The 13,315-nt window shown below is 71.2% G+C and carries 15 protein-coding genes; 3 read left to right on the plus strand and 12 right to left on the minus strand.

Annotated features, from left to right (window positions below; all coding sequences use genetic code 11):
* Positions 1–522: 522 nt before the first annotated feature.
* Positions 523–1,170 carry an RdgB/HAM1 family non-canonical purine NTP pyrophosphatase gene (gene rdgB, locus LP52_RS19830; protein ID WP_040275797.1) on the minus strand — a complete coding sequence of 216 codons (648 nt, stop codon included), beginning with the start codon at positions 1,168–1,170 and terminating at the stop codon, positions 523–525.
* Positions 1,167–1,886 (minus strand): ribonuclease PH, encoded by a 720-nt coding sequence (gene rph, locus LP52_RS19835; protein WP_052810053.1) that lies wholly within the window; start codon positions 1,884–1,886, stop codon positions 1,167–1,169. The genes rdgB and rph overlap by 4 nt, the downstream gene beginning before the upstream one ends.
* Positions 1,887–2,087: 201 nt before the next feature.
* On the opposite strand from rph, the gene LP52_RS19840 reads away from it, so the two are divergent.
* Complete coding sequence (locus LP52_RS19840; RefSeq protein ID WP_157036406.1) at positions 2,088–2,840, plus strand: hypothetical protein; 753 nt, start codon at positions 2,088–2,090, stop codon at positions 2,838–2,840.
* Positions 2,841–2,950: 110 nt separating this feature from the next.
* Here LP52_RS19840 and LP52_RS19845 read toward each other — a convergent pair whose 3' ends face one another.
* From LP52_RS19845 to clpS, 7 genes are all read right to left on the minus strand, one after another.
* On the minus strand, positions 2,951–3,721 hold the full coding sequence (locus LP52_RS19845) for an MBL fold metallo-hydrolase (RefSeq protein WP_040275798.1): 771 nt from the start codon (positions 3,719–3,721) through the stop codon (positions 2,951–2,953).
* Positions 3,722–3,947: 226 nt separating this feature from the next.
* Complete coding sequence (locus tag LP52_RS19850; protein ID WP_238581009.1) at positions 3,948–4,760, minus strand: thioesterase family protein; 813 nt, start codon at positions 4,758–4,760, stop codon at positions 3,948–3,950.
* A gap of 140 nt (positions 4,761–4,900) precedes the next feature.
* Positions 4,901–5,848: a PLP-dependent cysteine synthase family protein gene (locus LP52_RS19855; RefSeq protein ID WP_040275800.1), complete on the minus strand. Its 948-nt coding sequence runs from the start codon at positions 5,846–5,848 to the stop codon at positions 4,901–4,903.
* A gap of 8 nt (positions 5,849–5,856) precedes the next feature.
* Positions 5,857–6,135 carry a MoaD/ThiS family protein gene (locus LP52_RS19860; protein ID WP_040275801.1) on the minus strand — a complete coding sequence of 93 codons (279 nt, stop codon included), beginning with the start codon at positions 6,133–6,135 and terminating at the stop codon, positions 5,857–5,859.
* A 214-nt stretch (positions 6,136–6,349) separates the two neighbouring features.
* Entirely contained in the window at positions 6,350–6,772 is a 423-nt protein-coding gene (locus tag LP52_RS19865; RefSeq protein ID WP_040275802.1) for a Mov34/MPN/PAD-1 family protein, read from the minus strand.
* A gap of 64 nt (positions 6,773–6,836) precedes the next feature.
* Positions 6,837–7,397 carry a DUF2017 domain-containing protein gene (locus LP52_RS19870; RefSeq protein ID WP_040275803.1) on the minus strand — a complete coding sequence of 187 codons (561 nt, stop codon included), beginning with the start codon at positions 7,395–7,397 and terminating at the stop codon, positions 6,837–6,839.
* Between the two features lie 25 nt (positions 7,398–7,422).
* Positions 7,423–7,713, minus strand: coding sequence for an ATP-dependent Clp protease adapter ClpS (clpS, locus tag LP52_RS19875; protein ID WP_040275804.1), 291 nt, complete (start codon positions 7,711–7,713; stop codon positions 7,423–7,425).
* A 209-nt stretch (positions 7,714–7,922) separates the two neighbouring features.
* Between clpS and LP52_RS19880 the strand changes: the two genes are divergently transcribed.
* Both LP52_RS19880 and LP52_RS19885 read left to right on the plus strand, forming a co-directional pair.
* On the plus strand, positions 7,923–9,236 hold the full coding sequence (locus tag LP52_RS19880) for a nicotinate phosphoribosyltransferase (protein WP_040275805.1): 1,314 nt from the start codon (positions 7,923–7,925) through the stop codon (positions 9,234–9,236).
* Positions 9,237–9,361: 125 nt separating this feature from the next.
* Complete coding sequence (locus LP52_RS19885; RefSeq protein WP_040275806.1) at positions 9,362–9,937, plus strand: isochorismatase family protein; 576 nt, start codon at positions 9,362–9,364, stop codon at positions 9,935–9,937.
* A 119-nt stretch (positions 9,938–10,056) separates the two neighbouring features.
* Here LP52_RS19885 and LP52_RS19890 read toward each other — a convergent pair whose 3' ends face one another.
* From LP52_RS19890 to LP52_RS19900, 3 genes are all read right to left on the minus strand, one after another.
* Positions 10,057–10,842: an FkbM family methyltransferase gene (locus LP52_RS19890; RefSeq protein ID WP_084723351.1), complete on the minus strand. Its 786-nt coding sequence runs from the start codon at positions 10,840–10,842 to the stop codon at positions 10,057–10,059.
* Positions 10,843–11,036: 194 nt separating this feature from the next.
* A complete protein-coding gene (locus LP52_RS19895) occupies positions 11,037–12,047 on the minus strand; it encodes a tryptophan--tRNA ligase (protein ID WP_040275807.1) in 1,011 nt (336 codons plus the stop codon).
* Between the two features lie 217 nt (positions 12,048–12,264).
* Entirely contained in the window at positions 12,265–13,260 is a 996-nt protein-coding gene (locus LP52_RS19900; protein ID WP_238581010.1) for a zinc metalloprotease, read from the minus strand.
* Positions 13,261–13,315 lie beyond the last annotated feature (55 nt).

Here is a 13,315-nt window from a genome sequence, read left to right on the forward strand (position 1 = left end):
ACACCGAACCGCGCCGAAGCGCGGTTTGCGATCCGCTCTTTGTTATGTCTTCACGTTAGCAGGGATTTCGCAAGCCCACCAAATCGGTGAATTCTGCGTGTACCCGCCGAACGCCGCGTGGTCGTTCACACGGTCGCAATCACCGAACCAGGACACACCGCACGCGGAAGTACCGAATGCGTTTCATCGAGGCTCGGGCAAGTGCTGGGAGCACGTCCGCTATGCGTCCGTGTTGTCCGTGTGTCGGACCGGCCGACCGCCCATCCCGGAGGATGTTCGGTTCTCGGCTGCCTTGCTCTGTCCAGGCTACCCGCTCACTGCGACTGCCGCGAACGGTTCACCCGAAAGATCGTGGACTGTCGGCGGGCTCACGGCACCGGCCTGCGCCGGGTCCGTATGCTCCACCGGAGTTCCCCTTCAGCCCTTCATCTTAACCATGGATCGGGCCCCGGTGCAAAACCGCGAGGGCCGAACGCGACCTCGGGCTGTGCCGACGATCGCCGGCGGCCGCAGGGCCCGGGCTCACAGCCGCTCGCCCAGTCTCCGGGCCAGCTTGCGGAAGGCGATCCCGCGGTGGCTGATGGCGTTCTTCTCCTCGGCGCTCATCTCCGCCGTGGTCCGCGTCCAGCCGTCCGGGACGAAGATCGGATCGTAGCCGAAACCGGCGCCTCCGCGGCGCTCGCGCAGGAGACGCCCGCGGAGCACACCTTCGACGGCCTCCTCGACCTCCTTCTCGGGGCCGGGCGCGGCGCCGTGCGGCACCACGAGCACCGCCGCGGCCACGAACTCGGCTCCACGCCGCTCGTCGGGGGTGTCTGCAAGCTGGTCGAGCACGAGGTCGAGGTTGGCCGCGTCCCTGTCGCCGGACTCCGCGCCGAAGCGCCCGGACCAGCGCGCCGACAGCACTCCCGGCATCCCGTTGAGCGCGTCGACGCGCAACCCGGAGTCGTCGGCGACCGCCGGCAGCCCCGTGTGCCGGGCGATCGCGTGCGCCTTCAGGCGCGCGTTGCCCGTGAAGGTCGCTTCGGTCTCCGCGACCTCCGGGGCGTCCGGGTAGTCCGCGAGCCCCACCACGTCGGCGTCCAGCCCCGCCTCGGTCAGGATCGCCCGCATCTCCGGCAGCTTCTTGGCGTTGCGGGTGGCCAGCACCACCGTGATGCGGTCGCTCATCCGGCCAGCGCCTTCTTCTGGAACTCGGTGAGCTCCGCGCAGCCGGCCACGGCCAGGTCGAGCAGGCTGTCGAGCCGGGCGCGGTCGAACGGCGCGCCCTCAGCCGTGCCCTGCACCTCGACGAACTCGCCCTCACCGGTGACCACGACGTTCATGTCGGTCTGGGCGACCGAGTCCTCCAGGTAGTTCAGGTCCAGCCGCGGCTGGTCCTGGATGATGCCGACGCTGATCGCCGACACCGAGTCCTTGAGCGGGTTGTTCTTCAGGTTGCGCTTCTTGCGCAGGTGCTTGAAGGCGTCAGCCAAGGCCACATAGGCGCCGGTGATCGCCGCGGTGCGGGTACCGCCGTCGGCCTGGAGCACGTCGCAGTCCAGCGTCACGGTGTGCTCGCCCATCGCCTTGAAGTTGACCACGGCGCGCAGAGAGCGCCCCACCAAGCGGGAGATCTCGTGGGTGCGGCCGCCGATCTTGCCTTTGACCGACTCCCGCGCGCCGCGGGTGTCGGTGGATCGGGGCAGCATCGCGTACTCCGCGGTGACCCAGCCCTCGCCGGTGCCGCGCCGCCAGCGCGGAACACCGTCTTCGACGGTGGCCGCGCACAGCACGCGGGTGTCACCGAATTCGATGAGGGCGGACCCTTCCGCGTGCCGCAGCCAGTTGCGGGTGATCGTTACGGGTCGCAGTTGGTTCGGAGCGCGTCCGTCAGGTCGTGCCATGCGCGAAAGCCTATCTGCGCGACGCCCTCGACGCGCCGCCGGACCGCACACGCACGGCCGGTGGAGCCGAGGTATCCCTTGGCTTACGGTCTCGCCGCCAGGCACCGGTACGCGTCCGGAAGGTGACACCATGGGAGGCGCCGACGCGGTCGCGGATCGCGGGCGGCCTGAGCACCGCCGGATGTAGAGGGTCAGCACGCGATGAGATTCGTTCCGAGAGAGGTCTCGCGGACGCGGTTGGCCGTCGCCGCGGCCGTCGTCGCACTGGCCGCCGGGGGCTGCGCATCCGCGCCCGACGAGCCCTCGGGCGGGGACTCGCCCTCGGCGAGCGATCCGGCGGCGTCCTCCCCGGGCTGGTCCGCCGTCGGCGGCGAGTCCGTGACCGGCCCTTCGACCTCGCCCAGCGCCGTCAAGGGCGAAGCGGCCGAGGACCGCGGCGTCGAGCCGCTGCCGCTGCCCGCGTCGTGCGCGGCCACGGGCATCGAGGAGCACATGTCCGACGTCGTCGGCGAGCTGGAGCGGCCGGAGTTCACCGGGGTCCGCACGGAGAAGCGGCTGGAGTGCTCCTGGGCGGGCTTCGACCCCAGCGACGGCAGCGAAGTCGTGATGGTGACCTTCGCGCCCGAGAACAGCGTCGTGGACTACTCGGGCCATGTGCCGGTACGGGCCCAGCGCGACCGCTCCTTCTTCACCACGGAGGCGGTCTCGGCGATGGGCGGGCTCGCCGAGTGGGACAGCGGCGAGATGTTCACCGGGGTGAAGCTGCACCTGCCGGGCATGCTGGTGGCCACGACGAGCAACACCGCCCGGGTGGACACCGGCGACCTGCTGGACGGTGCCACGGGGGCCGCACGGGAACTCCTCGCGGATTCGGCGCCCCAGGACGGCACCGAGCCTGTGCCCGCGAGCCCGGCCGCCGGCGCCACGCCGCAGGCCCAGGCCGACACGCCCTAGCAGGGCTGAGCAGGAAGGCCGCTCCCGCGCGGATCGGCAGTCGGCGCCGCACGCCCGTCCCCGTCTCCAGTGTGCGGCCCTAGCCGCGGTGCTGACGCGCCCCGCCCGCCTTAGACGGGGTTGAGGGCGGCGTTGCCGACCTCGTAGACGGCGCCGGAACGGGCGATGTCGACGGGCCCGTCGAATGTGCTGCGGGCCTCGGTCAGGGTGCACTCGTCGTCGTTCCAGGGCACCAGGTGGGTCAGCACGAGCCGCTGAGCCGCCGCGCGCTGTGCGTGTTCGCCGGCCTCGCTCCCGGTCAGGTGCATGTCCTTGGGGTGTTCGCGGTGGTCGTGGAAGGACGCCTCGCACAGGAAGAGGTCGGTGTCGGAGGCGAGGTCGACGAGCTCGTCGCAGGCGCCGGTGTCGCCGCTGTAGGCCAGGCTGCTGCCTTGGTGCTCCAGGCGGATACCGAACGCGTCGACGGGGTGGTTGACCCGGTCCAGGCGCGCGGTCATCGGGCCGATGGCGATCTCACCGGGAGCGAGCTCGCGGAAGTCGAAGGTCTCGCGCATGCCGGGGTCGGAGTCCAGTCCGTAGACCTCGGCCATGCGGTCGGCCACGCCCGGCGGCCCGTAGACCGGGATGGGAAGTTTCGGACCGCCGGGCGCATAGGTGCGGGCCACCCAGTACGAGCAGAGGTCGAAGCAGTGGTCGGCGTGCAGGTGGCTGAGGTAGACGGCGTCGATCCCGTAGATGTCGACGTGCCGCTGCAGCACGCCGAGCGCCCCGTTCCCCATGTCCAGCAGGAGCCGGAACCCCTCGGCCTCCACCAGGTAGCAGGAAGCGGGGCTGGCCGGGCCGGGGAAGCTTCCCGAAGAGCCGATGATGGTGAGTCGCACGGTGCATAGCCTTTTCGCTGGGGTGCCTCCGCGGAGACGCACACGTGAAGCCGGTGTATCGCGAGGTGGGCCCCTGCGTGTTCTCCGTGTTACGGGTCTACCCCAATGACCGCAGCGGCGGTACCGAATGTGGCCCGAGTCTCACGCGTGTTGAATCACATGTGAGATGTTCACATATGCCAACTCCCGGAGTTTTCCCCGGTCAGGGTGGCAGCAACCGTTCGGGTCAGCGTCCCGCCCGCGCGAGCTGGCGGCTCTGCGCCACGAGGGTTCCCTTCACGTCCCACACGTCCACCGTCTCGTCGAACCAGCCGTCGTTGACGGCGTCGGCACGCGAGCTGAACATCAGCGGCCCCGGCTGGGGCACCGCGCGCATGTGCCAGGTGAGTTCGACGGTGGGGGCCCAGCGCCAGGAGCCGAAGACGGTGATCACGGGAGGCAGGGCGTCGACGGCCAGCGGAAGGAACAGGGCGGGGTCGTCGCAGGCGGGGCCGCCGTCCTCCGCGCTGACGTGCACGTACCCCGCCAGATCGGGCACGGGGTCGGACTCGCGGCCCAGCAGCCGCTGCCAGGAGTCCTCGGTGTAGAACTGGGCGACCCGGCGGGTGAAGGGGGGTGCGTTCTCGACGCCGGCACGCGGGTCGTAGAGGCGGCACTGGTCCATGGGCGGCAGCTGCGGCGCCGCCACGGTGTACTCGGGCACCGCACCGGCGTCGACCTCGGCGGTCGCGATGGTTCCGGTGACGCGGGGCTTGCCCTCTTGGCGCAGCGTGACCCGCACTGTGGCGACGGTGCGCCCGGCCTTGAGGACCTCGACCTGGACCTCGGCGGCCCCGTCCGCGGCGGGGCGCAGGAAGTGGAACGAGGAGGAGACCGCGTGCGGGTGCGGGGAGGCCTCCAGCGCCGCGCGCTGCATCACGGCCATCAGATAGCCGCCGTTCATCGCCTGGCCGATGAGGTAGCCGGAGTCGAGGTCGGCGGTGTAGAGGCCTTCGTCGGAGGAGGCGGTGACGGCGGTGGCGGTGTCGAATCGGGTCATGGGTCCCATTGAACCGAACGCCGTTCTGACCGGGTCACCGGCCCCCGATCGGCGATCAGGGCGGGGGCGACGGCGGGTGAGCGGGCGGGCCCCGGTCGCGTTCCGGGGCCCGCCCGCTCTCATCTGCGGCGCCGAGGGGGCTATGCCCAGAGCTGGCCGTCGATGCGCTTCTCGGCCTCTTCCAGCGTGCCCTCGTAGGCTCCGGTGGAGAGGTACTTCCAGCCGGCGTCGGCGATGACGAACGCGATGTCGGCCTCCTCGCCGGCCTTGACCGCCTTGGTGGCCATGCCCATCGCCGCGTGCAGTGCGCCGCCGGTGGAGATGCCGGCGAAGATGCCCTCGTTCTCCAGCAGCTCGCGGGTGCGCTTCAGCGCGGCGTCGGAGGGCACCGAGAACCGCGTGGTGAGCACCGACTCGTCGTAGAGCTCGGGCACGAACCCCTCGTCGAGGTTGCGCAGTCCGTAGACCAGTTCGCCGTAGCGGGGCTCGGCGGCCACGATCTTGGCGTCGGGCCGCTGCTCGCGCAGATAGCGGCCGACCCCCATGAGGGTGCCGGTCGTGCCCAATCCGGCCACGAAGTGCGTGATCCCGGGAAGGTCGGCCAGCAGCTCGGGCCCCGTCGTCTCATAGTGGGCGCGGGCGTTGGCCGGATTGCCGTACTGGTAGAGCATCACCCAGTCGGGGTGCTCGGCGGACATGGCCTTGGCCACCCGCACCGCCTCGTTGGAGCCGCCCTGGGCCGGGGAGTAGTGGATCTCCGCTCCCCACATCTCCAGCAGCTGGCGCCGCTCGGCCGAGGTGTTCTCGGGCATCACGCAGACCATCCGGTAGCCGCGCAGCTTGGCGACCATGGCAAGGGAGATGCCGGTGTTGCCGGAGGTCGGCTCCAGGATGGTGCAGCCCGGCGACAGCAGCCCGTCCTTCTCGGCCTGCTCGATCATGGAGAACGCGACGCGGTCCTTGATCGAGCCGGTGGGGTTGCGGTCTTCGAGTTTCGCCCACAGCCGCACGCTCGGCGTCGGCGAGAGCCGGGGCAGCCCCACAAGCGGGGTGCCGCCCAGAGAGTCCAGCAGGGAGTCGAATCGCATGGCGGCGGTCAGCGCATGCCGCCCGCGACCGCGGGCAGGATAGTGACGGTGTCGCCGTCGGCGACCGGAGCGTCCATACCGCCGAGGAAGCGGACGTCCTCGTCGTTGAGGTAGACGTTGATGAAGCGGCGCAGTTTGCCGTCCTCGACGAGGCGTTCCTGCAGCCCGGGGTGGCGCTTGTCGAGGTCGGTGATGAGTTCGCCGAGTGAGGAGCCCTCGCCCTCGACCGCCTTGGCGTCGCCGGTCAGGTTGCGAAGGATCGTGGGGATGCGGACCTCGGTGGCCATGAGCGTTTCTCCGTAGCGTGTGGACGTCTGCGTCTGTGTGGTGTCGCGGGCGGGCGGACGCCGACCGCACGCCCACGGGGACCGCGCGCGGGCGCGCACTCCGTTGCTGTGGTTTCCAACAGGCCGGGCCCACCGCTGATTCCGCGCCGGGAGGGCGGCGTGCACCGGGGCGGGGCGGCGGCGGTGGTGGTTTCCGGCCGTGCGCGCCGCCGCCCTAGGGGGCGGGCTCGGCCTCGACGACCTCGACCGGCTCCTCGGTCACCTCTTGGTCCACGATGCGGTAGGAGCGGAACTCCTCGGTCTCCGGGTCGCGGGTGGAGACGAGCACGTAGTGGGCGTTGGGCTCGGACGCGTAGGAGATGTCGGTGCGCGAGGGATAGGCCTCGGTGGCCGTGTGGGAATGGTAGATGACCACGGGCTCCTCGTCGCGGTCGTCCATCTCCCGCCAGACCTTGAGCTGCTCCTTGGAGTCGAACCGGTAGAACGTCGGGGAGCGCTCGGCGTTGGCCATCTCGATGAACCGCTCGGGCCGGTCGGAACCCTCCGGGCCGGCGACGACGCCGCACGCCTCGTCGGGGTGGTCGCGGCGCGCATGAGCGACGATCCGGTCGTAGATCGTGCGGTTGATCCTCAGCATGGGTCTCAGCGTAGCCGAGGAAATTTCCATACCCACCCACTGGGTATGGCTTGTCGCCCGGCACTCACTCCTGCTGCCCGGCGGCGTCGAACAGCGCCTCCACCAGGCTCTCCTGGAGCATGCCGAGCCAGTCGTAGAGGTGCATGGCCGCCGCATCGGTCTCGGGCACCGAGTCCTCGCCACGCAGGTAGGCGTCGTGGGTCTCCTCGTCGATCCCGAGCCGGGTGCCCAAGGCCAACCGGACGTCGTTCAGCGACTTCATCCAGGCGTGCGCGCCGCCGAGATCGAGTTCGACACGCCCGCCGCCGGAATCGGGCAGCGCGTCCAGGAGCGAGCGGGCGTTCTCGCGCTTGTGCACACGCAGGCCGTCCTCGGTGTAGCGCCGGAAATCGCCGGCGGCGCCGGCGTCGTCGCCGTAGGCGTCGGGGAAGAGCCGGGCCAGCACGGGGTCGTCGGGCTTCTCGGTGTTGGCGCCGATGCCGACGATGCGCTCGAACTCCTCCTTCTCCGGCGGCGCTTCGACCAGGTCCAGGACGAGCCCGGCCATGGCGCGCAGGATGTCGGCCTCGTCGGCGTCGAGGTCGATCACCACGCCGCCGCCGAGGGCTCGGAATCCGAAAGTCATCCAGTCGCCTTTCCCTGGCCGCCCGTCACTTGTCCTGCTGCAGTGTGGCCCACAGGCCGTATTCGTGCAGGGTGGCGACGTCGCGCTCCATCTCTTCCCTGCTGCCGCTGGAGACCACGGCGCGGCCCTTGTAGTGCACGTCCAGCATGAGCTGATGCGCCTTGCTCCGGGGGTAGCCGAATACGGTCTGGAAGACGTAGGTGACATACGACATCAGGTTGACCGGATCGTTCCACACGATCGTCACCCACGGGAGATCCGGTGCCGCCCGCTCCTCGGTCTCGGGACGCTCCAGATCGGCCGGGGCCGTACTCATGGGTGGTTCACCTGCCTCGGTCACCGTCTCCGGCTGGTCTTGTGGGGACGCCCGCCATGCGGCTCCCTGTGGGCTGCGACGCCGGGCGCCGCCGCGGGTTCGCGTCCGCTGCCCTCCATGGTGCCACTGTTGGAGGGTGCTTCTCGTGGGCAGAGTCATAACAGGCGTCCTATTTTGATACCGATAGTCACAAACTAGTCTGGTTCGCTATGACCGACGATGCGAGCAGCGCGCTCCTCACCGACAGGTACGAGTTGACGATGCTGCAAGGGGCCCTGCAGAGCGGGGCCGCGAACCGCCGAACCGTGTTCGAGATGTTCGCCCGCAGGCTCCCCGAGAACCGCGGATACGGCGTCGTCGCCGGCACCGAGAGGTTCCTGGAGGCGCTGGAGCGCTTCCGGTTCGACACCGCGGCGGTGGACTACCTCGCTGACACCGGCGGGTTCGACGACGCGACACTGCAGTGGCTCGCCGACTACCGCTTCTCCGGCGACGTCTGGGGCTACGGCGAGGGCGAGTGCTACTTCCCCGGATCGCCGATCCTGGTGGTCGAGGGCACCTTCGCCGAATCGGTGCTGCTGGAGACCGTCGCGCTGTCCATCTACAACCACGACAGCGCCATCGCCTCGGCGGCCTCGCGCATGGCGCTGGCCGCCGGGGAGCGTCCCATCATCGAGATGGGATCGCGCCGCACACACGAGATGTCGGCGGTGGCGGCGGCCCGCGCCTCCTACCTGACCGGGTTCTCCACGACCTCCAACCTGGAGGCGGGGCGCCGGTACGGCATCCCCACGGCGGGCACCAGCGCGCACTCGTTCGTACTGGTGCACGACACCGAGCGTGAGGCCTTCGAGGCGCAGCTTCGCGCCCTGGGCGGCGACACCACGCTGCTGGTGGACACCTTCGACGTGGAGGAGGCGGTACGCACCGCCGTCGAGCTGGGCGGCTCGGGCCTGGGGGGCGTGCGCGTCGACTCCGGCGACCTCAGCCGCACCGCGTTTCGGGTGCGCCGCCAGCTCGACGAGCTCGGCGCCCCCGACGCACGCGTCATCGTCACCGGCGACCTCGACGAGCACGCCATCCAGGCCTTGGCGGTCGCCCCGGTCGACGGCTACGGGGTCGGCACCGCACTGGTGACCGGATCCGGCGCGCCCACCGCGTCGCTGGTCTACAAGCTCGTCGCCCGCTCCGCGCACGGTGACAGCGAGGAGCTGGTGCCGGTGGCGAAACGGTCGGTGGGCAAGCCCAGCCGGGGCGGGCGCAAGTGGGCGTCGCGCGGGCTGAACGAGGAGGGCGTGGCCACCACCGAGTTCGTGCACGAGAAGCCGCCCCAGCACGAGGCGCGCCTGCGCCCGCTGCTGCAGCGGCTGGTCTCCGGCGGTGAGGTCGTGGGCCGCGAACCGCTCTCGAAGGCACGTGAGCGCCACGCCCGCTCCATCGCCGAACTGCCGGAGACCGTGTACCGCATGCATCGGGGCGAGCCGGTCATCCCGACCCGCTTCGAACAGCCCGCCCAGGTCTGACCCGCGGGCCTGCCGGGCAGGAAGAACACAGACGGAGTCGGGTGGGCCGGCGCGCCGGGACCGACGGACGCGACCGGCGCCGGGAGCCGCTCAGCGCCGCCCCACCCGGCGGAAGGAGGACCGCAATGCGGGCATTGATCGTCGTCGACGTGCAGAACGACTTCTGCGAGGGCGGCAGCCTGGCCGTGTCCGGCGGCGCCTCGGTGGCCTCGGACATCTCCCGCTACATCGCGGAGAACCGCGCCCAGTACGGCAGCGTCGCCGCCACCCGCGACCACCACATCGACCCCGGACCCCACTTCTCCGACGACCCCGACTTCGTGAACAGCTGGCCGCCGCACTGCGTGGCGGGCACACCCGGCGCCGACTTCCACCCCGGCTTCGAGACCGGCGACGTCGACGCCGTGTTCCGCAAGGGGCAGTACAGCTCCGGCTACAGCGGCTTCGAAGGCGAGACCGACGAGGGGCGCAGCCTGGAGCAGTGGCTGAACGACAACGGCGCGGCCGCCGTCGACATCGTGGGGATCGCCACCGACCACTGCGTGCGCGCGACGGCGTTGGACGCGTCCGGCAAGGGGTTCGACACCCGGGTTCTGCTGGGGCTGACGGCGGGCGTCTCGCGCGAGAGCGTCGACGCCGCGCAGACCAGCATGAAGGAGCACGGCGTACGGCTGGTGGGCGATCCGGTCGTGGCGGCCTGAGCATCGCCCTCGGCCGGGCGGGTGCGCCGCCGCGGGAGCCCGCGGTGCGTGCACCCGCACCGGGCGCCGCGCGTACGCCGGTGGGGCCGCCGAGGACGCACATCGGCCCCCGGTACGGGTCAGCCCCGGGACCGAGCCGTGAACAGGTAGTTGCGGTGGCCCTCCCGCACCCGGTCGGCGCTGCGCCACGCGCCGCCCACCCACGCCTGCATGCGATAGCCCGTCTGCGCCAGCCGCTCGACGAGATCGGCAGCGCGCGCTCCGTACTTGGCCAGGTGCCGGTCCTCGATTTCGAGCAGCAGCGCGGGACGGTGCGTGCGCAGCGTCGTCGCGGCGCCGTCGAGCACCGCCAGTTCGGCACCCTCGACGTCGGCCTTGATGAAATCGACGCGCTCCAGCCCCAGCTCGCCGACCAGCGCGTCGAGCGTGGTCACGGGCGCGGCGACGGTCCGCTCGCCGCGGAACTCGGCGTTGGGTCCCGCGCCGCACGCCCCGGTGGTCAGAAAGGCGCGGCCGTGCACGGGCAGCCCGCGCCGCAGCGGCAGACTCAGCGTGCCCGTGCCCTCCTCGGCGCCGACGGCGCGGCGCAGCACCCGGACGTTGCGGGCCCCCAGCGTGCGCGTCGCCGACCGCAGGAACCGGGCCGGTCCGGGCAGCGGCTCGACGGCGCAGACCCGGCCGCCGGGACCGGCGAGGCCGGCCAGGGCCAGGGTGTACAGCCCGTACTCGGCGCCGATGTCAAGGCAGACGTCGCCGGGGCGGACGACCTCGGCCAGGCCGGCGACCTCGTTTTCGATGAAGAACGCGTACGGGGACAGGCCGCGCAGCGCGGCGGCCGCAGCGCGCACGCCCGGTGGGCCGGCCGCGGTGCCGATCCGAGGCGGGCGGCGTGAATCGGAGGTCATGCGTCCTCGCAGCTGCCGGGGTCGGGGTGGTCCCCCGCCGCGCAGCGCGTCGGGGCTCGCCCATGCTAGACCCGCTCAAGCGGTCGGGGCCGCCGGACGCACGGGACCCAGTCTCGGCGGAGACGGAGCCCCGGGAACGCGAAGTGTCGCCAAAGGCGCGTTCCCGGAGGGTTCCGCACACTCCGCCGACCGAGCTAGTCGATGCCGATCGCGCGGCGGACCTTCGCGAGGGTGGCCGCGGCGCGCCGGCGGGCGCGCTGGGCGCCGGCCTCCAGGATCCCGTCGAGTTCGCTGCCCGGAGCCATCAGCTCGTCGTAGCGGTCACGCATCGGCCCGAACCGGGTGTCGATCTCCTCGAAGAGCTCGTTCTTGAGCTCGCCCCAGCCCATGCCGCCGGCCTCCAGACGCTTGCGGACGTCCTGGGTGCGCTCGGCCGCGGCGAGGTAGGACAGCAGCTGGAACGGCACGGAGGCGTCGGGGTCCTTGGGCTCCTCGACGGGCGTGGAGTCGGTGGGGATGCGCCGGACCAGCTTCTTGAGCTTGTTCTCCGGCATGAACAGCGGGATGTGGTTGTCGTAGGACTTGCTCATCTTCCGCCCGTCGACGCCGGGCAGGATGCTGCCGCCGCCTTCGGGGTAGGCGCCTTCGGGGATCGGGAAGCTGTAGTGCTCGCCGTAGAGGTGGTTGAACGCCTGGGCGATGTCGACGGTGTATTCGATGTGCTGGGCCTGGTCGCGGCCGACGGGGACGACGTCGGTCTCCATGATGAGGATGTCGGCGGCCATGAGGATGGGGTAGTTGAACAGGCCCATGTTGATCCCGGCGTCGAGATCGGCGCCGCCCGCGGCCTCGTTGCGGTCGCGCGCCGCCTTGTAGGCGTGCGCGCGGTTCATCAGGCCCTTGGCGGTGACGGTGGCCAGGATGGTGGCCAGCTCGAACACCTCGGGGACGGCCGACTGGCGGTAGAGCACCGTGCGTTCGGTATCGAGCCCGCAGGCCAGCCAGGTGGCGGCGACCGACCGGATGTCCTCGCGCAGCTTCGCGGGGTCCTTTATGGAGTTCAGCGAATGGTAGTCCGCGAGGAAGTACAGGCTGTCGTTGGACTCGGCTGCGGTCAGCGCGGGCCGGATCGCGCCGTAGTAGTTGCCGAGGTGGGGCATGCCCGAGGTCTGGATGCCCGTGAGGTAGGTCTTGGTCGCTGCCATGCCGCCGAGTTTATCGGCGCGCCGGCGAGCCCCGGAGCCACCGGGTGCGGGCTGTGGATCGCGCGCCCGTGCGGCCGGCGCGGTCCGACCGCTCGTAGCGGCCTCCGCCGACGCGACCGTGCCGGACACCGGAGTCGTCGGCGGTCAGGGCCCCGGCGCCGGGAAGCGTCCGCGGGGCGCTCCGGGCCGCGGAGGGCCCCGCGCGGCGGTGTGCGGCTCAGGGCCGCGGCCGGGGTTCCCGGTCGGTTCGCTGCTGCGGGTCGCGGAACGCCGTCCAGTGCTCGGACATGCGCCGGGCCTGTCCCTGGGTGAAGTGGTTCAGGCACGGGTCGTCGCTGTAGTTCATGAAGTTGTGGACGGGATCGTCGCCCTCGCGCGTCGGGCAGGTATCGCGGCCTTCGGGGCAGCCGGAGGACTGCTCGGCCTCGTAGGGCGTGTCGTCGACGTAGTCGCCCGGATCGGTGCACCCGTTCTGGAAGGTGTGGAAGAGGCCGAGCCAGTGGCCGGTCTCGTGGACGGCGGTGTAGCCGAGGTCGAAGCCCTCGCGTCCGCCGCCGGGGACGGTGCGGTGGTCGACCGCCACACCGTCGTTGTCGGGATCGTCCGGGTACTCCTGCGGGAACGTGGCCTGGCCCAGCACTCCCTCGCCCAGGCGGGTGATGTAGAGGTTGAGCGTCCCGGCGCCGCCCTGGTGCAGGCCGCTCTTGATCTCGTCCTCGTGCGCGCCGAAATCCTCGAACCACGCGTCGTCGGCGGTGCGGGTGAGGTCGGCGAGCCGGAAGCCGAATCCGGTGTCGGCGCCGGAGTTGCCGCCGCCGAACGCCTTGTCCATCACCTCGATCTGCTCGCGCACGGTGCTGTCGTCGAGGTCGCCGGTCCCGTCCTCGGCGTGCACGATGTGCACCGCGACCGGCACCGTCGCCGCCTGCTGCGTCTGTCCGGTGTGCGGGCCCTGGCGGGCGCGCAGGGCGGCGCGCAGTTCGCGCTCATAGGCGGCGGCCTGTGCTGCGGTGAGGTGCCCGTCCTTGTCGCGGCGGAAATCGCCGCTCCCCTCGGAGCTGTTCTCGATCGGGCAGTCGGCGGGCCGGGCGGTCGTCTCCGCCGCGGCGGGCACGGCGGTCAGCGCACCGCCCGCCAACACACCGGCTCCCACGGCCAGGGCACAGCACAGCCGCACCGCGGCGCCCGATTTGCCGCTGATGGCATTACCCAAGGTTTTTCCACCGTCGTCCATAAACACGGACGGTAGTTACATGGTTACAACACAT

It is taken from the genome of Streptomonospora alba (genome assembly GCF_000826685.1).
GTDB lineage: Bacteria > Actinomycetota > Actinomycetes > Streptosporangiales > Streptosporangiaceae > Streptomonospora > Streptomonospora alba.

Bases quoted from the DNA above. Each gene is read 5' to 3' on its own strand.
- rdgB (WP_040275797.1), bottom strand. From the start codon at position 1,170: ATGAGCGACCGCATCACGGTGGTGCTGGCCACCCGCAACGCCAAGAAG.
- rph (WP_052810053.1), bottom strand. From the start codon at position 1,886: ATGGCACGACCTGACGGACGCGCTCCGAACCAACTGCGACCCGTAACG.
- LP52_RS19840 (WP_157036406.1), top strand. From the start codon at position 2,088: ATGAGATTCGTTCCGAGAGAGGTCTCGCGGACGCGGTTGGCCGTCGCC.
- LP52_RS19850 (WP_238581009.1), bottom strand. From the start codon at position 4,760: ATGACCCGATTCGACACCGCCACCGCCGTCACCGCCTCCTCCGACGAA.
- LP52_RS19855 (WP_040275800.1), bottom strand. From the start codon at position 5,848: ATGCGATTCGACTCCCTGCTGGACTCTCTGGGCGGCACCCCGCTTGTG.
- LP52_RS19860 (WP_040275801.1), bottom strand. From the start codon at position 6,135: ATGGCCACCGAGGTCCGCATCCCCACGATCCTTCGCAACCTGACCGGC.
- LP52_RS19865 (WP_040275802.1), bottom strand. From the start codon at position 6,772: ATGCTGAGGATCAACCGCACGATCTACGACCGGATCGTCGCTCATGCG.
- LP52_RS19870 (WP_040275803.1), bottom strand. From the start codon at position 7,397: ATGACTTTCGGATTCCGAGCCCTCGGCGGCGGCGTGGTGATCGACCTC.
- clpS (WP_040275804.1), bottom strand. From the start codon at position 7,713: ATGAGTACGGCCCCGGCCGATCTGGAGCGTCCCGAGACCGAGGAGCGG.
- LP52_RS19880 (WP_040275805.1), top strand. From the start codon at position 7,923: ATGACCGACGATGCGAGCAGCGCGCTCCTCACCGACAGGTACGAGTTG.
- LP52_RS19885 (WP_040275806.1), top strand. From the start codon at position 9,362: ATGCGGGCATTGATCGTCGTCGACGTGCAGAACGACTTCTGCGAGGGC.
- LP52_RS19890 (WP_084723351.1), bottom strand. From the start codon at position 10,842: ATGACCTCCGATTCACGCCGCCCGCCTCGGATCGGCACCGCGGCCGGC.
- LP52_RS19895 (WP_040275807.1), bottom strand. From the start codon at position 12,047: ATGGCAGCGACCAAGACCTACCTCACGGGCATCCAGACCTCGGGCATG.